A 16,746-nucleotide genomic window follows, 5' to 3' on the forward strand; every position below is an offset into this window, starting at 1 on the left:
CCCGCCCACCCCGGCCCCCGCGCCCCCGATGCCCCCGTCGGCCCCGATCGCCCAGCCGCAGCGCCCCGCGCCCGCCCGGATCGACCAGGTCCGCGCCGAACTGGACGAGCTGAGCGACTTCCTGCGCGGCCAGGACCACGGCAAGGACCGGGGTACGGGGGGCGGCCGGTGACCGCACGCGTCATCGCCGCACGCTACGAACTGTCCACGCTCATCGGACAAGGCGGCATGGGCCAGGTCTGGACGGCCTACGACCAGCGGCTCGACCGCCGCGTCGCCGTCAAACTGCTGCGCCCCGACAAGGTCACCGGACCCGACAGCCAGGACGCCGACGAACTGCGCCGCCGCTTCGTCCGCGAGTGCCGCGTCACCGCCCAGGTCGACCACCCCGGCCTGGTCACCGTGCACGACGCCGGCAGCGAGGGCGAGGACCTGTACCTCGTCATGCAGTACGTCGACGGCGCCGACCTCGCCGACCACCTCGCCGAACACGAGCCGTACCCCTGGCACTGGGCGGTCGCCGTCGCCGCCCAGCTGTGCGCCGTACTGTCCGCCGTGCACGCCGTGCCGATCGTCCACCGCGACCTCAAACCGCGGAACGTGATGGTGCGGCAGGACGGCACCGTCACCGTCCTCGACCTCGGCGTCGCCTCCGTCCTCGACTCCGACACCACCCGCCTCACCCACACCGGCTCACCCATCGGCAGCCCCGCCTACATGGCCCCCGAACAGGCCATGGGCGGCGCCGTCGGCCCGTACACCGACCTGTACGCGCTCGGCGTGCTGATGCACGAACTCCTCAGCGGGGACGTCCCGTTCGCCGGCTCCACCGCGCTCGGCGTGCTGCACCGCCACCTCTACGAGCCGCCCCTGCCCCTGCGCCGGCTGCGCCCCGAAGTCCCCGACGCCCTCGAATCCCTCGTCCTGCGGCTGCTGGCCAAGGACCCCCAGCACCGCCCGGCCAACGCCCAGGCGGTGTACGAGGAACTGCTGCCGCTGCTGCCCCCGCGCGGCCCGCACACCGGCGGCCCCCTCGACCCCACCCGCCCCTTCCTGCGCCCGCACGCCCCCTGGCCCGACCGCGCCGTCATCCCCGCGCCGCGCCCCGAACCGCCCACCGCCGGGACCGGCGGCCACCGTGATGTCGCCACCGCCGTCGACGAGGTCAAACGGCTGCTCGGCGAGGGCCGTATCACCCAGGCCGTCGACATCCTCGGCGCGATCCTCCCGGCCGCCGCCGCCCAGCACGGCGAGCACTCCCCGGTCGTCCGCACGCTGCGCAAGCAGTACGCGGCCACGCTGATGGACGACGGCCAGTACCGGCGCGCCCTGCCCGAACTGCGGCGCCTGGCCGACGAACAGGCCGCCGAGGCCGGCCCCGCCGACCCGCAGTCCCTCCGGTTCCGCTACGACGCGGCGCAATGCCTCGAACAACTCGGCGAACCGGCCGCGGCGCTCACCGAGTACCGGGCCCTGCTGCCCTACTTCGAGAACCGGTTCGCGGAGAACCCGTACACGGCCGCCGACCCCGACCTGCCCTTCGAGCTCCGCCGCCGCATCGGCCACCTGCTGCTCGCCCTCGGCGACCGGACCGCCGCCCACGACACCCTGCTGCGCCTGCTCCACGACGCGGAACGCCGCCACGGCCCCGGCCACCCGCTCCCGGGCGAGGTCCGGCGGTCCCTGCAGTGGCTGGGCCAGGTGCATGGGTGACGGGCCCCGCCCCTCTTCGGCTGCCGCCGGCCTTGCCACCGAGCGGTCAAGTGCAACCTGGGCTCATTGCCAGAAGCATTCCTGCCAGGGCGGTCCCATGAATTCGCCGGTCACTGGCCGGGTGCCGCCTTTGCGGCCGAGCGGCGGATGCGGCCGGCCTCCTCGATGAGGGCCTTGGCGCGGGCGTAGTCGGGTTCCTGTGCGGCCTCGTCCTCCAGGCGGTGGACCCTGGCTTCGAGCCGGGGGTCACGGGCGAGGGCGTACTCGCTCCACCAGCGGGCCATGAAGGCGGGGACGGGGGCGAGGTCGTACGCGTCGGCGATGTCCCGGCGCCAGTGCCGGTCGAAGTCGACGAGCAGCTGCGGTGCGTGCTGGGCGATGGCGGCGCGCAGTGCCTTCGGGGTTCTCTCGGGCATGGGAGGGACGGGCGTCCCGTCCCCGAGGGGCGCGGTGGTCATGACCGGCAGGTTCCTTTCCGGAGAAGCGGGACAGTCAGGCGGTGGCGGGAAGTGAGGGGGACGCGTGGCCGTCGATTTCGACACCCACAGCGTCCGAGTATATCTATCGGTATACTTGCGTTGTGCTACAGGACGAGTGGGAGATCTACGTCGTCGACGAGGTGCGTGAGTGGATCGACGGTCTTGAGCCGGCGGCGCATGCACGGGTGGTTCAGGCGTTGGATGCCTTGGCCGAAGGTGGCCCTGGGCTGGGTCGTCCGCTCGTTGACACGATCACCGGTTCGGCGTTGAAGAACCTCAAGGAACTGCGCCCGGGGACGACGAGAGTCTTGTTCGCGTTCGACCCCTGGCGTTCGAGCATTCTGCTGGTGGCAGGGGACAAGCGAGACCGCTGGAGCGAGTGGTACGAGGAAGCGATTCCCTTGGCCGAGCACCGCTACGCCGACTACCTGAAAATGCGCACGGAAGAGGAGGGCGCACCATGACCGGTTACACACGCTGGAAGGACATCCGCGCCGAGCACGTCGAACGTGCGGGCGGCGAGGAAGCCGTCGCCGAGGGCAAGCGGGAACTGCTGGCCGAGGTGCTCGGGCACCGGCTCGCCGAGATCAGGCGCTCCCGGGGACTCACACAGGAGCAGGTGGCCGAGCGGATGGGGGTCAGCAAGGGGAGGGTCTCCCACATCGAGCAGGGCGCGATCTCCGGTCAGGAGGTTCTCATTCGCTACGCCACCGCACTGGGCGGCGAACTGCACCAGGCGATCTACTTCGACAACGGGGACATCGCCGCCATCGCGTGAACCAGCCAACCAGGCTCGTCCCCGGCCGGCTGGTGCCGTCCACTGGTGTGCAAGGGGGGCCGGCGGCTCAGTCGGGGCAGGAGCACCCCGGGTCGACTCCGCACAACTCGGGACAGGTCGGAGTCTCCACTCGAACCGGGGTGGTTCGATTCTTGTGGTACGCACTTGGGCGCGTCATGGCGTTTCCGGCGCTCGCGAAGCCCTGGGTACGTGCCCGCCTGGTGTCGGCCGCCCCGGACCGGTCAGTCGTCGAACCCGGCGGGGTCGGTTCCCGGCGTACAGCCCTTGAGGGCTTTGAGGAAGGGGCTGAAGGCGCCGGCCGGGAAGGTGAGGGTGGCTCTGGCCGGGGCTTTCGAGTCGCGGACGGCTATGTGGGTGGGGGAGTTCGCGATCTCGACGCACTCGTTGCCGTCGCCCGGACCCGAGTAGGACGACTTCCGCCAGCTGTCCATGGGGTTCCTCACCACTCCTTCGCCAGCCTGTGGACGAATTCACGCGACTGTTCGGGGTCGAGTGACGCGGCCTCCACCTTACGGAAACTCGTTCGGTAGGTGTTGAGCTGAGCCTCGGAATCAATGAAGGCCGAGCCGTGCAGCGCGTCGCGGACCACAGTGTCCAGCTTGGGCAGGGAGCCGCCCACGTACGTCATCGTGCTTGAGGCGCGAGCAAAGCCGTCCAGATCGAAAGGGATGACTCGCACGGTGATGTGGTCCGCTTCGGAGAGTTCGAGGAGCCGGGTGAGCTGGGTCCTTGAGGTGGCACGGTCGCCGACCCTGATCCGAAGCGCCGCCTCATGGATCACCGCTTCGTACGGGATGGTGAACTCCTGGCGCGCCTTTCGGTGCTGGATGCGCAACTCAAGTTCGTCATCGGTCAGTTCTGGCAGCCTGGACGAGAAGACGGCACGCGCGTATTCCTCCGTCTGAAGCAGGCCAGGCACGTACAGGATTGCCACGTGGCGCAGGAACCAGGCGTGGTGTTCCAACTCGGACAAGTCCAGGAAAGACGTAGGGAGGAGGCCCCGGTACTCCTCCCACCAGCCGCGTGTCCGATCGGTGGCCATCGCCACCAGGGCGTCGATGAACTCGTTGTCGGTGCAGGCGTAGTGGGAGGCGAGGCGACGGAGTCGCTGCTCGCTCACGCCCGCGAGTGCGGACTCGATATGGGTGATCTGGGCGGGGCTCACACCGAGCAGTTCGGCTGCCTGGCGGGAGTTGAGGCCCGCGGCCTCACGGAGTCTGCGCAGTTCGGTTGCCAGCCGCAACTGGCGTGCCGTTGGTTCGCGCCTCTTCGCCATCGACTGGTCTCCCTAACGCACTTGTGGACGCGACTCGTTCGGCGTCAGATTACGCGACCAGCTTGCAGCGTCCCTAGATTTAGATCTACCGTCGGTGACGCGACGCACACGCTGCGGAACCCCGGGGTCCCGGAAGCGCACCGCTCCGTCCTGCCACGACGGCTGCGGCAATGCCACCGCCCGTACCTCGCCGTAGATCCAATTCAGCCCTCAAAGACCGGAGTTGACCCATGCTTGAAACCGGCGTCACCACCGACCCCTGGGAATACTGCCTCTACATCCCCAACGACCCCCGCGCCGTCACCGTCAGCCGCCGCACCCTCCGCCTTATCCTCACCATGCACGGCCTGATCCGCCTGGTCGACGTGGCCGAACTGCTTGCCACCGAGCTGGTCTCCAACGCCGTGCGTCACACCAAGGGGCCCGCCGCGCTGCGCCTACGGTGGTCCGCCGACGTGCTGCGGATCGGCGCGTGGGACGCCGACCCCGCGCCGCCGGAGCCGCCGGTGTCCTTGGAGCAGGCGGCGGATCTGGAGGAGGGGCGCGGGCTGGCGCTGGTCAAGGCATGCGCGGACCTGTGGGGATGGCAGCCGCTGGCCAGGGAGGGCAACCGGGGGAAAGTCGTGTGGTGCGAGCTGGCCGCCGCCTGACCGATGGGTCGGCGCAGCGTGCACCGGACCCGTGCTCCAAGATGCGTCACCGGTACCTGCTGGACATACTGGTAGCGCCTGTGGTGGGGCCCCGACACCGGGCGTGCCACCGGCCCAACGGAAACGACGACTTCCGCCACGCAGACTCATGCAGCGTTCACGCCTCCACGAGAGGAAGGTTTGCCATGAGGTTCACTGCCACACGCACAGCGAGAGCCGCAACGGCGACCGCACTCGCGATCCCCCTCACACTGGGCGGCCTGGCGTCGCAAAGCCACGCACAGACTCCGTCCCCCAGCCCGTCGGGGACGTTCGGTCCCGGCTGTTCGGCGCTTTCCCAGAAGGCCGACACGTCCAAGGACAAAGTCACGGAAGCCGCGGCCGCGTACCCGCAACTCAGCCAGTTGGTCGCAGCCGTGGTCAGGGCGAGGCTGAACAACACCCTCGACGGGAAGTCCGACATCACCGTCTTCGCACCCAACAACAAGGCCTTCCAGAATCTCACCGTGTCGCAGGTCTCCTCGCTGCTGGGCAACGAGGCCCAGCTGAAGAAGGTGCTGACCTACCACGTCGTGGGCAAGAAGGTCACCCCGAACGAACTGTCCAAGGGCTCCTTCACGACGGTGGAAGGCAGCAAACTGACCACCTCGGGATCGGGCACCGAGTTCAAGGTGAACGGCAAGGCGAACATCGTCTGCGGCAACATCAAGGCCGCGAACGCCACCGTCTATGTCATCGACTCCGTGCTCCAGCCACCGTCCTGACGCGTTGAGCTGCCCTGAGCATCCGGGGAAGGGGCGCGGCGGGCCGGCCGCCGGCTGACCGGTGAGGTCGCCCAGCCCGCCTGCCGCCCGTACGGGTGCCCGTACGGCTGCCCCTGAGCAGGCTGCGCCGCCGGTGTCCCGTACACCGGCGGCGCACCCTGTGCCGTCACGCGCCCGTCGAAGAGGGCGAACAGCAGCGTCGCCGTCGCCGTCAGCAGGCACAGCACGGCGACGGCGCCGCCGGACGTCCAGGCCGCTCACGGGAGCGTCACGCACTCGTGGAGGACGAAGGCCGCGAACACCCCCAGTCCGAGCCCCGGCCGCGGGGGCAGGACCAAGCTGCCGGGCAACCTCTGGTACGCCCTGTGGGACAAGAAGAACACCACCACGGACCGGCCGTTCGGCAAGACCCGGTTCACCGACCACAGCCGTGCCCACCAGTAAATGGTCAACAGCAAGGAGAGGCGCGGCGGCCACACCCTCGCCGTCGACCGCGACGCCTGGGACGCGCCGGTGGCGATCACGGGCTGGCCCGGTCGGCCGCCGCCCGGCGGAAACGGGGCGGCGGTGCCCGAAGTCGAGGGGAATCGTTGGTCCAATGGCTTGGCCGGAGCGCGGCCGCTGCCTACTATCGATCATCGCAAGACCTTGTGCACCGTCGCACAATCTCCACAACGGGAGGTCTCCTTGCACCGCCGCCGTCGCACCGCGCTCGTCCTCTCCGCCGCGATCGTCGCGGCGGCTCCTCTGCTCGCAGCCTGTGGAAGCGCCGCGCATCCCGGCGCCGCGGCCGTCGTCGGCGGGCAGCGGATCACCGTGGCGCAGCTGCAGAACAGGGTGAACGAGGTGCGCGAGGCGCAGCGGTCCGCGGTGGCCGACGAGACGCAGTACGAGCAGGTCGTCGCCCAGACCGGCACCCTCACCCGGGACACCCTGCACCGGATGGTCCTCGACCGGGTGCTCGACCGCGCCGCCGAGAACGCCGGCATCGACGTCACCCGCCGCGAGATCCAGCAGCTGCGCACCGAGCTGGAGCAGCAGACGGGCGGCGCCAAGGAGCTGGAGAACACCTGGCTGCACCAGTACGGGGTGCCGCCGCAGCACCTCGACGAGAACCTGCACCGGCAGCTGGAGGCGCAGAAGCTCGCGGCCCGGCTGCAGACCGACACCAGCCAGCCGGCCTTCTGGAAGGCGCTGTCCGACGCCTCCGCCGAACTGAACATCGACCTCAACCCGCGCTACGGCGCCTGGGACGCGCAGAAGACCGGCCGGGTGGACGGGAAGACGCCGTGGCTGCGGGAGGTCCCGGCCGCAGGCTGACCCGGGGCGGTGCCGGACCGGTGCGTTACGTTCGGAGCGTGAACACCACCACCGCGACCACCTCCGAAGCGGACCCGGGCCGGATCGTCCTGCTCACCACCAGCCACCGGGTCGCCCCCGGACTGCTGTCCTGGCCCGCCTGGCAGGCGCTGCGCACGGCCGACCGGGTGCTGTGCGCGGACGGGGCGCATCCGCAGCTGCCGTATCTGCGCGAGGCGGGCATGACCGTGGACGAGGCCGCGCCGAGCGCCGGGGAACTGGTCGACGCGTGCGCCGGCGGCCGTACGGTCGTGGTCGTCGCCACCGGCGAGGGCGAGCCCGCCCTGACCGACGGCCTGGCCCGCCTGGCCGGCTCCGGCCGCGTGAGCATGCCGGAGCTGGAGCTGCTGCCCGCCTCCTACGACCTGCCGGGCGCCCGCCTGCTCGACCTCGTCCAGGTCATGGACCGCATCCGCGCCGAGTGCCCCTGGTCGTCGCGGCAGACCCACGAGGGCCTGGCGAAGTACGGCATCGAGGAGGCGTACGAGCTGGTCGAGGCGATCGAGGACGGCGACCGGGAGGAGCTGCGGGAGGAGCTGGGCGACGTACTGCTCCAGGTGGTCTTCCACGCCCGTATCGCCGAGGAGGATCCCGAGGAGCCGTTCTCCGTCGACGACGTGGCCGGCACCATCGTCACCAAGCTGATCCACCGCCACCCGCACGTCTTCGGGGAGGAGACGGCCGCCACCCCGGAGGAGGTCAAGGAACACTGGCTCCGCACCAAGGCCGAGGAAAAGCGCCGCACCTCGGTGACGGAGGGCATCCCCCTCGGCCAGCCGGGCCTGGCCCTGGCGGCCAAGCTGGCGTCCCGGGTCCGCACGGCGGGCCTGGACGTACCGCTGCCGAACACGCGGGGCTTCGGCTACGAGCTGCTCGCACTGGCGGTCCGGGCAGAGGCGGAGGGCGTGGACCCGGAGGCTGCACTGCGGGCGGCGGCGCGGACGTACCGGGATGCGATCATGAAAACGGAGGGCGCCTGAAGGCTTTTCAAGGGCGCGGCCCCCAGGGACGGGAAGGGCAGGGGGCGGCAGGGGCGAAAACCCCTCGGCCGACCCCCGCCGCTAGGGTCGACCGTATGCACGACCAGCCGCCCACCCTGTTCACCTGGGAGTTCGCGAGCAACCCCTACCCCGCCTACGCCTGGCTCCGCGAGCACGCGCCCGTGCACAGGACCAGCCTCCCCAGCGGGGTGGAGGCCTGGCTGGTCACGCGGTACGCCGACGCCAAGCAGGCCCTCGCCGACAACCGTCTCTCCAAGAACCCGGCGCATCACGACGAGCCCGCGCACGCCAAGGGCAAGACCGGCATCCCCGGCGAGCGCAAGGCCGATCTGATGACGCACCTGCTCAACATCGACCCGCCGGACCACACCCGCCTGCGCCGGCTGGTCAGCAAGGCGTTCACCCCGCGCCGCGTCGCCGAGTTCGCCCCCCGCGTGCAGGAACTGGCCGACGGCCTCATCGACGACTTCGCCGGCCGCGGCACCGCCGACCTCATCCACGAGTTCGCCTTCCCGCTGCCCATCCACGCCATCTGCGACCTGCTCGGCGTCCCCCGCGAGGACCAGGACGACTTCCGGGACTGGGCGGGCATGATGATCCGGCACGGTAAAGGCCCCCGCGGCGGGGTCGCCCGCTCGGTGAAGAAGATGCGCGGCTACCTCGCCGACCTCATCCACCGCAAACGCGAAGCACTCCCCGCCGAACCCACCCCCGGCGAGGACCTGATCTCCGGCCTCATCCGCGCCTCCGACCACGGCGAGCACCTTACCGAGAACGAGGCCGCCGCCATGGCCTTCATCCTGTTGTTCGCAGGTTTCGAGACCACGGTCAACCTCATCGGCAACGGCACCTATGCCCTGCTCACCCACCCCGAGCAGCGGGACCGGCTGCAGGCCTCCCTCGCCCGGCACGAGACGGGCCTGCTGGAGACAGCGGTGGAGGAACTCCTGCGCTACGACGGCCCCGTGGAGCTGGCCACCTGGCGCTTCGCCACCCGCCCGCTCACCATCGGCGGGCAGGACATCGCCCCCGGCGACCCGGTCCTCGTCGTCCTCGCCGCCGCCGACCGGGACCCGGAGCGCTTCGCCGACCCCGACGTCCTCGACCTCGGCCGACGTGACAATCAACACCTCGGGTACGGGCACGGCATCCACTACTGCCTCGGCGCCCCGCTCGCCCGCCTGGAGGGCCAGATCGCCCTCGCCACCCTGCTCACCCGCCTCCCCGACCTGCAACTCGACGCGGAGGCAAGCGACTTGCGCTGGCGCGGCGGGCTCATCATGCGCGGACTGCGGACCCTGCCCGTGCGGTTCGCTCCACACCCCCGAATCCGGACAGGGCCGGACAAGGGACCGTGGACAGACCCTGCCCCGGCCCTGCGGCTGTCCGCCGGCGAGCGCGAAGGTGACACGCGCTCAACTGCGTGACCTTCACGTGATCTACGCGGCATTAACTTGTGACAAGTGATCGGCAGCCGCTACCTTCACCCATCAACGCCGCGGCGCCCAGCCGTATCCGCCGCCGCGTTGGTCACTGCTGTCGGTTGAAAGGTCTCCGCATGCTCCCCGGGAAGGGTCGTCACCGTCGTCCCCGTCAGGCTCCGGCTCTCTTCGTCGCCGCCGGAGTGACCGGGTCCGCCATCGCCATCCCGCTGATGGGCGCATCCGGCGCCAGCGCGGCGGAAGGAACCACGTGGGACAGGGTGGCGGGGTGCGAGAGCGGCGGCTCCTGGAGCGCCGACACCGGCAACGGCTACTACGGCGGGCTGCAGTTGACCCAGGAGGACTGGGAGGGGTACGGCGGCCTCGACTACGCCCCGAGCGCCGACCAGGCCAGCCGGTCCCAGCAGATAGCCGTGGCCGAGAAGATACTCGCCGACCGGGGCCCCGGCGCCTGGCCGACCTGCGGACTGCTCTCCGGGCTCGGCAAGAAGTCCGGCGCGGCGAACGTCGACACCGGCGTGGGAGACGGTTCGCCCGGATCCTCCGGCTCGTCCGGAACGTCCACCCCCTCCCCGTCGAGCGGTCTCGGCCTGTCGAACGGTCTCGGTCTGTCCGGCTCGCCGCAGAGTGCGGGCGGTCCGTCCGACTCGTCCGCCGGCGAGTCCGGTGCGACGGGCTCGCCGAGTGCGACTCCGGCGAATCCGTCCCCTTCGGCGTCTTCCCCTGGGAGTGAGGGTAATTCGGGCAGGTTCGGCGTCTCGCCCGAAGCCGGCGCGAGCCACTCCTTGGCGCCCGGCGCCTCGCCCTCCATCGCGCCCGAATGGGGCAACTCGGGCAACTACGGCTCGGGCAACTACGGCTCGGGTGGCTACGGCTCGGGCGACTACGGCTATGTCGAGGGCGCTTCGGCCCTGGTCGACACCGGTGCGCTCGGCACCGGCCGTCATCGCGGGGGCAGTGCGGCCGAGGATCCGGCCGACAGTCGTACGGCCGATCCCTCCGGCCGTCGCGCCTCGCGCGGCGGCAACGACGCGCACACCAACGCGAGCAGCTCCTACACCGTCCGCTCCGGTGACTCCCTCGAGTCCATCGCCGACTCCTTCGGCCTCCAGGGTGGATGGTCCGCGCTGTACGACGCGAACAGGCAGACGGTCGGCGCCGACCCGGACCGCGTCGTCGCCGGTCAGGCCCTGGACATCCCTGCCGAAACACCCTGAGGGCGGCGGGAGTTCACGTCACACTTCGCGCCGAATGTCCCTTTCGGTGAAAGTGTGGGATGAGTCTCAGAAGCCCTGATCGTCTTTGAAATTCGGCGGATCGCGTGTCTACGGTCATGACCGCTCGCCATCGCGAGCCCCGGCTGCCGCGAACGCCGAATCCTGCCAGCGGCCGTACGGGAACAGTCGTCGCGTCAAGCGCCGCAGGCAGGAGCGGGGGACCCAAGGTAAGTGCCGCGCCGGGCAGTTGACGGAGCGGCTAGGGGTGAAGCCGTGCCTCGCAAAAGGGGCACGGCCGGGCAACTCAACCGACCCGAACCCGACAGCTCACCTCGCAGGCGTCGGTGAGGGGATCCATCCATGCTGTTCTCCGGCAAGGGCAAGCACCGTCGTCCGTCCAAGGCCACCCGTGTCCTCACGCTCGCCGGTGTCACCGGCGCCGCCGTCGCCGCCCCGCTGATGGCGGCCGGCAACGCCTCCGCCGCCACCGCCTCCGAGTGGGACGCGGTCGCCCGGTGCGAGTCCGGCGGCAACTGGTCCATCAACACCGGCAACGGCTACTACGGCGGCCTGCAGTTCGCCGGCTCCACCTGGGCCGGGTTCGGCGGCACCGCCTACGCTCCGCGTGCCGACCTGGCCACCAAGTCGCAGCAGATAGCCGTAGCCGAGAAGGTTCTCGCGGTTCAGGGCAAGGGCGCCTGGCCGGTCTGCGGCAAGGGCCTGTCCGGCGCCGCCTACAACGGCAGCGCCCCCTCCTCGTCGAGCGCCGGCACCAAGAGCAGCGGCTCCGGCAGCTCCGCGAAGAGCGGCAGCACCCAGCGCTCGACCGAGCAGCGGGCCGCCAACCGCTCGGCGACGCGTCCGGCCCCGGCCCCGCAGAAGACCGTCACCACCCCGACCGGCAAGAAGGTCAAGAAGGGCGACGGCGAGTACAAGGTGGTCCCCGGTGACGCCCTGAGCTCCATCGCCGAGCGGCACGGCGTCCAGGGCGGCTGGCAGAAGCTGTTCGAGCTGAACAAGGACGTCGTCGACAACGCCGACCTCATCTACCCGGGCCAGCAGCTGCGCCTGAAGTAACCGGCCCGCCCCCGTTCCTACGGGCTCCCCCGCCCCGGTGCGTGTCCTTCGTGCGCGCCGGGGCGGGGCTTTTCTTTGTTCCGCTCTTTGTTCCGAGGGGAAACAAAGGGTACCGTCAGCCTGTCCCGCCCCGTCCACGGGACGGTCGGTCGGCCGGCCGACGACCCCGGACGGTTAGGCTCTAGTCGCAAGGCTCACACGCCCCGCACTTCAAGCGTCACATCCACGAAGGAGATGCTCGTGCCGTCCATCGACGTCGTCGTAGCCCGGGAAATCCTGGACTCCCGAGGCAACCCCACGGTCGAGGTCGAGGTCGGCCTCGACGACGGCAGCACGGGTCGTGCCGCCGTCCCGTCCGGCGCATCCACCGGCGCCTTCGAGGCCATCGAGCTCCGTGACGGCGACCCCAACCGCTACCAGGGCAAGGGTGTCGAGAAGGCCGTCCTCGCGGTGATCGAGCAGATCGGTCCGGAGCTCGTCGGCTACGACGCCACCGAGCAGCGCCTGATCGACCAGGCCATGTTCGACCTGGACGCCACCGACAACAAGGGCTCGCTGGGCGCCAACGCCATCCTCGGCGTCTCCCTCGCCGTCGCCCACGCCGCCGCGGAGGCATCCGATCTGCCGCTCTTCCGCTACCTGGGCGGCCCCAACGCGCACCTGCTGCCGGTGCCGATGATGAACATCCTGAACGGCGGCTCGCACGCCGACTCCAACGTGGACATCCAGGAGTTCATGATCGCCCCGATCGGCGCGGAGTCCTTCTCCGAGGCCCTGCGCTGGGGCACCGAGGTCTACCACACCCTGAAGAAGGTCCTGAAGAGCAAGGGCCTGTCCACCGGCCTCGGCGACGAGGGCGGCTTCGCCCCGAACCTCGGCTCCAACCGCGAGGCCCTGGACCTCATCCTCGAAGCGATCAAGGAGGCCGGCTACGCCCCCGGCGAGCAGATCGCCCTCGCGCTCGACGTCGCCGCCTCCGAGTTCTACAAGGACGGCAAGTACGTCTTCGAGGGCAAGGAGCGCTCGGCGGCGGAGATGACCGAGTACTACGAGGAGCTGGTGGCCGCCTACCCGCTCGTCTCCATCGAGGACCCGCTGTTCGAGGACGACTGGGCCGGCTGGAAGGTCCTCACCGACCGGCTCGGCGACAAGGTCCAGATCGTCGGCGACGACCTGTTCGTCACCAACCCCGAGCGCCTCGCCCGCGGCATCGAGGAGGGCATCGCCAACGGCCTGCTGGTCAAGGTCAACCAGATCGGCTCGCTCACCGAGACCCTGGACGCCGTCGAGCTGGCCCAGCGCAACGGCTTCAAGTGCATGATGTCCCACCGCTCCGGCGAGACCGAGGACGTCACCATCGCCGACCTGGCCGTCGCCACCAACTGCGGCCAGATCAAGACCGGCGCCCCGGCCCGCTCCGAGCGCGTCGCCAAGTACAACCAGCTGCTGCGCATCGAGGAGATCCTCGACGACGCGGCGGTGTACGCGGGCCGCTCGGCGTTCCCGCGGTTTCGCCCTGCGAACCAGTAGGCACAGCGCCCTGCGAACCAGTAGGCACAGCGCTCTGCGAACCAGCAGGCACAGCAAGGCCTGAGCCCCAAGGCCTGAGCCCCAAGGCCTGAGCCCCAAGGCCTGAGCCCCAAGGTCTGAGCCGCAAAGAAGGTAAGGCTTCGCCCGTCGTACGTACGTCCCCGTACCCGGTCCCGTACCGTGTGCGGGGACGTACGCACGTGTGGGGCGTGAACGGCACGAACGGGAGGCGGGGACGATGGCCGTCAAGGACCGGGACCGGTTCTCCACCGCGACCAGGCTCAGAGTGCTCGGCGAGCAGACCGCGGCCCGCGTCTACCGTTCGCAGACCCGGCGCCAGGCCCGCCGTTCCCGGCTCACCGGCCGCGCCGCGCTGCTCGCGCTGGTGGTGTGCTCGATGGTGGTCGCCCTGGCGTACCCGATGCGGCAGTACGTCTCCCAGCGCGCCGACATCGCCGACCTCGAGCGGCAGAAGCAGCAGGCCCAGCAGCGGGTGGAACAACTGCGCGACCTCAAGGCACGCTGGCAGGACGACGCCTACGCCGAGCAGCAGATCCGGCAGCGGCTGCACTATGTGAGGCCAGGGGAGACCGGCTACGTCGTGATCGACCCGGGCCCGGCCGAGCGGTCCCGCGCCGAGCAGGGCTCGGCCCGCCGCCCCTGGTACGCCAACGTCTGGGACGGCGTCGACAAGTCCGACGCCTTTGACCAGTGAACCCACAGAGAGATGTACGCAAGGCATGCACACCCCACCGCCGCCCACCCCGCGCACCGAGCCCACCGACGCGGACGTCGAGGCATTCAAGCAGCAGCTCGGGCGGCCGCCGCGCGGGCTGCGCGCGATCGCGCACCGCTGTCCCTGCGGACAGCCGGACGTCGTGGAGACCGCCCCGCGGCTGCCCGACGGCACGCCCTTCCCGACGCTGTACTACCTGACGTGCCCGCGCGCCGCCTCCGCCATCGGCACCCTGGAGGCCGAGGGCGTGATGAAGGAGATGACCGAGCGGCTGGCCACCGACCCCGAGCTGGCGGCGGCGTACCGGGCCGCGCACGAGGACTACATCCGGCGCCGGGACGAGATCGAGGAGCTGACCGGCTTCCCGAGCGCGGGCGGCATGCCCGACCGGGTCAAGTGCCTGCACGTCCTGGTCGCCCACTCGCTGGCCGCGGGTCCGGGTGTGAACCCGCTGGGCGACGAGGCGATCGCGCTGCTGCCGGAGTGGTGGCGCAAGGGCCCCTGTGTGACGGTCGCCGCGCCGCCCGCCGGTGACGGGTGGCAGGTGGACGGCTCGGACACGGGCTGGTTCGCCGCCAAGCCGGTCGAGGAGGACGAGCAGTGACCCGGGTCGCCGCCGTCGACTGCGGTACGAACTCCATCCGTCTGCTCGTCGCGGACGCGAACCCGCGGACCGGTGAACTCGTCGACCTGGACCGCCGGATGACCATCGTGCGGCTCGGCCAGGGTGTGGACCGCACCGGCCGGCTCGCCCCCGAGGCGCTGGAGCGGACCTTCGCGGCCTGCCGCGAGTACGCCGGGATCATCAAGGAGCACGGCGCCGAGCGGCTGCGTTTCGTGGCCACCTCCGCCTCCCGGGACGCCGAGAACCGTCAGGAGTTCACGCGCGGGGTGATGGACATCCTCGGCGTCGAGCCGGAGGTGATCTCCGGCGGCCAGGAGGCGGAGTTCTCCTTCACGGGCGCCACCAGGGAACTGACGGGGCGTGCGGAGTTCGCCCGGCCCTTCCTGGTGGTGGACATCGGCGGCGGCTCGACGGAGTTCGTCGTGGGCGACGACCGCGTGCGCGCGGCGCGCTCGGTGGACGTGGGCTGCGTCCGTATGACCGAGCGCCACCTGGTGCGGGGCGGCGTGGTCACCGACCCGCCCACCGAGGAGCAGATCGCCGCCATGCGGGCCGACATCGAGGCCGCGCTCGACGGCGCCGAGGAGACGGTCCCGCTGCGCGAGGCACGCACACTGGTGGGCCTGGCCGGCTCGGTGACGACGGTGTCGGCGATCGCCCAGGGCCTGCCCGGGTACGACTCGGCGGCCATCCACCACTCCCGCGTCTCCCGCGACCGCGTCCGCGAGATCTCCGGGGCACTGCTGCACTCCACGCACGCCGAACGCGCGGCGATCCCGTCCATGCACCCGGGCCGCGTCGACGTCATCGGTGCGGGCGCCCTCGTCCTGCTGGCGGTCATGGAGCGCATCGGCGCGGAGGAGGTCGTCGTCAGCGAGCACGACATCCTCGACGGGATCGGATGGTCTTTGGCCTGACCGCCTACAGGTTGCGGTACACGTCCCGGCGGTCGCCCATCTTGACGACGAGGATGACGAGTTCACCATCGTTGATCTGGTAGGCGACCCGGTAGCTTCCGACCCGGAGCCGGTAGAGCCCGGACGGGCCGGTGAGCTTCTTGACGTCGGCGTCCTCGCGGTACGGGTCGTCACCGAGCGCGGTCAGCGCGGTCAGGATGCGCATGGCGTCGAGCCGACTGACGGCCCGGAGCTGCCGCTGCGCCACCGTGGTGAACCGGAAGGCGTACTTCACGCCGCCTCGCCGTCCTGCTCGGTGAACAGGTCTGCCAGGAGTTCCGCCATCGTTGCTGTGGGACCGCCCTCGGCCAGGACCGCTTCGGCTTCGCGCGCCAGCATGACGTCGGCCGCTTCCTCCAGGGCTTCGAAGTCCGCAATCGGGACTACGGCTGCCACCGGAGCGCCGTTGCGCGTGATGACGGTCGGAACGCCTTCCTCGGCCCGGTTGATGTGGTCGGCGAGGTGCGCGCGGGCTTCCCGTACGGTCACGGTGTTCTCGGTCATGAGATCAGTGTACGCATTCGCGTGTACACGGAGCCCGGTTCGGGAGGCGCGTTCGTCGGCGATGCTCGACGGCATCGCGTGGTCGGTGACGCGGTCACAGCAGTCGCTTTTTCCTCTTTTGGCTCGTTTCGCGCCCTTTGTCGTGGTGAACCCGGACCGGGAGACTTCGGAAAGAGAGTGACGGAACATGATCACCAGGCAGCAGCTTGCGACCGTGCTGGACCATCCGGTCCGCGACGGCGACGGCAACAAGATCGGGGACGCCAAGCACATCTACCTCGACGACGTGACCGGGGCCCCGGAGTGGGTGACCGTCAAGACGGGCCTGTTCGGCACCAGTGAGTCGTTCGTTCCGATCCGGGACGCCTCCGTCGTGGAGGACCACCTGGAGGTGCCGTACCGCAAGGACAAGGTCAAGGACGCTCCCCACGTCGACGTCGAAGGGGGAGGTCACCTGTCGGAGACGGAGGAGCACCGGCTGTACGACTACTACGGCATCGACTGGAACGAGGGGCTGGGCGAGACCGGCCGGCCCGCCGACACCGGACGGGCGGCCGGCACCACAGGCACGGCGGCCGGAGCGGCCGGAGGCGCGGCGGCGGGTACGGCGGCCGGAGC

20 protein-coding genes, 1 pseudogene and 1 riboswitch are annotated in these 16,746 nt (G+C 70.6%); of the genes and pseudogenes, 16 read left to right on the forward strand and 5 right to left on the reverse strand.

All coding sequences use genetic code 11. The annotated features are described in order from the left end of the window. Positions 1–201: 201 nt before the first annotated feature. The gene (locus DEP02_RS16820) at positions 202–1,713 is read left to right on the forward strand and encodes a serine/threonine-protein kinase (protein ID WP_438947767.1); all 1,512 of its coding nucleotides are present in this window, start codon (positions 202–204) and stop codon (positions 1,711–1,713) included. A gap of 110 nt (positions 1,714–1,823) precedes the next feature. On the opposite strand, the gene DEP02_RS16825 is transcribed toward DEP02_RS16820, so the two are convergent. Then, complete coding sequence (locus tag DEP02_RS16825) at positions 1,824–2,171, reverse strand: DUF6247 family protein (protein ID WP_112468203.1); 348 nt, start codon at positions 2,169–2,171, stop codon at positions 1,824–1,826. A gap of 122 nt (positions 2,172–2,293) precedes the next feature. On the opposite strand from DEP02_RS16825, the gene DEP02_RS16830 reads away from it, so the two are divergent. Both DEP02_RS16830 and DEP02_RS16835 read left to right on the forward strand, forming a co-directional pair. Continuing rightward, positions 2,294–2,656, forward strand: coding sequence for a type II toxin-antitoxin system RelE/ParE family toxin (locus DEP02_RS16830; protein ID WP_073949679.1), 363 nt, complete (start codon positions 2,294–2,296; stop codon positions 2,654–2,656). Beyond that, positions 2,653–2,970: a helix-turn-helix domain-containing protein gene (locus tag DEP02_RS16835; protein ID WP_073949524.1), complete on the forward strand. Its 318-nt coding sequence runs from the start codon at positions 2,653–2,655 to the stop codon at positions 2,968–2,970. Before DEP02_RS16830 ends, DEP02_RS16835 begins: the two co-directional genes overlap by 4 nt. Positions 2,971–3,212: 242 nt before the next feature. Here DEP02_RS16835 and DEP02_RS16840 read toward each other — a convergent pair whose 3' ends face one another. Together DEP02_RS16840 and DEP02_RS16845 are read right to left on the reverse strand one after the other, a co-directional pair. Further along, positions 3,213–3,422 (reverse strand): DUF397 domain-containing protein, encoded by a 210-nt coding sequence (locus tag DEP02_RS16840; RefSeq protein WP_112468205.1) that lies wholly within the window; start codon positions 3,420–3,422, stop codon positions 3,213–3,215. 8 nt (positions 3,423–3,430) lie between these two features. Next, the gene (locus tag DEP02_RS16845; protein WP_112468207.1) at positions 3,431–4,267 is read right to left on the reverse strand and encodes a helix-turn-helix domain-containing protein; all 837 of its coding nucleotides are present in this window, start codon (positions 4,265–4,267) and stop codon (positions 3,431–3,433) included. Positions 4,268–4,497: 230 nt separating this feature from the next. Between DEP02_RS16845 and DEP02_RS16850 the strand changes: the two genes are divergently transcribed. The 12 genes and pseudogenes from DEP02_RS16850 (at position 4,498) to DEP02_RS16910 (ending at position 15,585) form a co-directional block, all read left to right on the forward strand. Further along, positions 4,498–4,917 carry an ATP-binding protein gene (locus tag DEP02_RS16850; RefSeq protein ID WP_112468209.1) on the forward strand — a complete coding sequence of 140 codons (420 nt, stop codon included), beginning with the start codon at positions 4,498–4,500 and terminating at the stop codon, positions 4,915–4,917. A gap of 185 nt (positions 4,918–5,102) precedes the next feature. Next, complete coding sequence (locus tag DEP02_RS35855; RefSeq protein ID WP_112468211.1) at positions 5,103–5,681, forward strand: fasciclin domain-containing protein; 579 nt, start codon at positions 5,103–5,105, stop codon at positions 5,679–5,681. A gap of 330 nt (positions 5,682–6,011) precedes the next feature. After that, positions 6,012–6,209, forward strand: a pseudogene (locus DEP02_RS34785) (glycoside hydrolase domain-containing protein); the annotation flags it as partial. A gap of 159 nt (positions 6,210–6,368) precedes the next feature. Continuing rightward, positions 6,369–7,001, forward strand: coding sequence for a SurA N-terminal domain-containing protein (locus tag DEP02_RS16870; protein ID WP_112468231.1), 633 nt, complete (start codon positions 6,369–6,371; stop codon positions 6,999–7,001). Between the two features lie 38 nt (positions 7,002–7,039). After that, positions 7,040–8,020 (forward strand): nucleoside triphosphate pyrophosphohydrolase, encoded by a 981-nt coding sequence (locus tag DEP02_RS16875; protein ID WP_112468233.1) that lies wholly within the window; start codon positions 7,040–7,042, stop codon positions 8,018–8,020. A gap of 95 nt (positions 8,021–8,115) precedes the next feature. Further along, entirely contained in the window at positions 8,116–9,468 is a 1,353-nt protein-coding gene (locus DEP02_RS16880; protein WP_232839163.1) for a cytochrome P450 family protein, read from the forward strand. 131 nt (positions 9,469–9,599) lie between these two features. Next, the gene (locus tag DEP02_RS16885; RefSeq protein ID WP_112468213.1) at positions 9,600–10,700 is read left to right on the forward strand and encodes a LysM peptidoglycan-binding domain-containing protein; all 1,101 of its coding nucleotides are present in this window, start codon (positions 9,600–9,602) and stop codon (positions 10,698–10,700) included. Positions 10,701–10,889: 189 nt separating this feature from the next. After that, a riboswitch (cyclic di-AMP (ydaO/yuaA leader) is annotated at positions 10,890–11,056 on the forward strand. Between the two features lie 4 nt (positions 11,057–11,060). Then, positions 11,061–11,777, forward strand: a complete 717-nt coding sequence (locus DEP02_RS16890) for a LysM peptidoglycan-binding domain-containing protein (RefSeq protein WP_112468215.1) — start codon at positions 11,061–11,063, stop codon at positions 11,775–11,777. Between the two features lie 234 nt (positions 11,778–12,011). Next, the gene (gene eno / locus DEP02_RS16895; RefSeq protein WP_112468218.1) at positions 12,012–13,307 is read left to right on the forward strand and encodes a phosphopyruvate hydratase; all 1,296 of its coding nucleotides are present in this window, start codon (positions 12,012–12,014) and stop codon (positions 13,305–13,307) included. A 238-nt stretch (positions 13,308–13,545) separates the two neighbouring features. Beyond that, a complete protein-coding gene (locus DEP02_RS16900) occupies positions 13,546–14,022 on the forward strand; it encodes an FtsB family cell division protein (protein WP_112468220.1) in 477 nt (158 codons plus the stop codon). A gap of 25 nt (positions 14,023–14,047) precedes the next feature. After that, a complete protein-coding gene (locus tag DEP02_RS16905) occupies positions 14,048–14,647 on the forward strand; it encodes a DUF501 domain-containing protein (RefSeq protein ID WP_112468222.1) in 600 nt (199 codons plus the stop codon). Then, the gene (locus DEP02_RS16910; RefSeq protein WP_112468224.1) at positions 14,644–15,585 is read left to right on the forward strand and encodes a Ppx/GppA phosphatase family protein; all 942 of its coding nucleotides are present in this window, start codon (positions 14,644–14,646) and stop codon (positions 15,583–15,585) included. Before DEP02_RS16905 ends, DEP02_RS16910 begins: the two co-directional genes overlap by 4 nt. Positions 15,586–15,589: 4 nt before the next feature. Here the strand turns inward: DEP02_RS16910 and DEP02_RS16915 are convergent, their stop codons facing one another. Beyond that, a complete protein-coding gene (locus DEP02_RS16915) occupies positions 15,590–15,859 on the reverse strand; it encodes a type II toxin-antitoxin system RelE family toxin (RefSeq protein ID WP_112468226.1) in 270 nt (89 codons plus the stop codon). Further along, positions 15,856–16,128 (reverse strand): type II toxin-antitoxin system Phd/YefM family antitoxin, encoded by a 273-nt coding sequence (locus tag DEP02_RS16920; protein WP_112468229.1) that lies wholly within the window; start codon positions 16,126–16,128, stop codon positions 15,856–15,858. Before DEP02_RS16920 ends, DEP02_RS16915 begins: the two co-directional genes overlap by 4 nt. 187 nt (positions 16,129–16,315) lie before the next feature. Between DEP02_RS16920 and DEP02_RS16925 the strand changes: the two genes are divergently transcribed. Beyond that, the coding region (locus tag DEP02_RS16925) for a PRC-barrel domain-containing protein (RefSeq protein ID WP_198668468.1) at positions 16,316–16,746 on the forward strand (431 nt) is incomplete at its 3' end.

This window comes from Streptomyces triticisoli, from assembly GCF_003270085.1.
GTDB lineage: Bacteria > Actinomycetota > Actinomycetes > Streptomycetales > Streptomycetaceae > Streptomyces > Streptomyces triticisoli.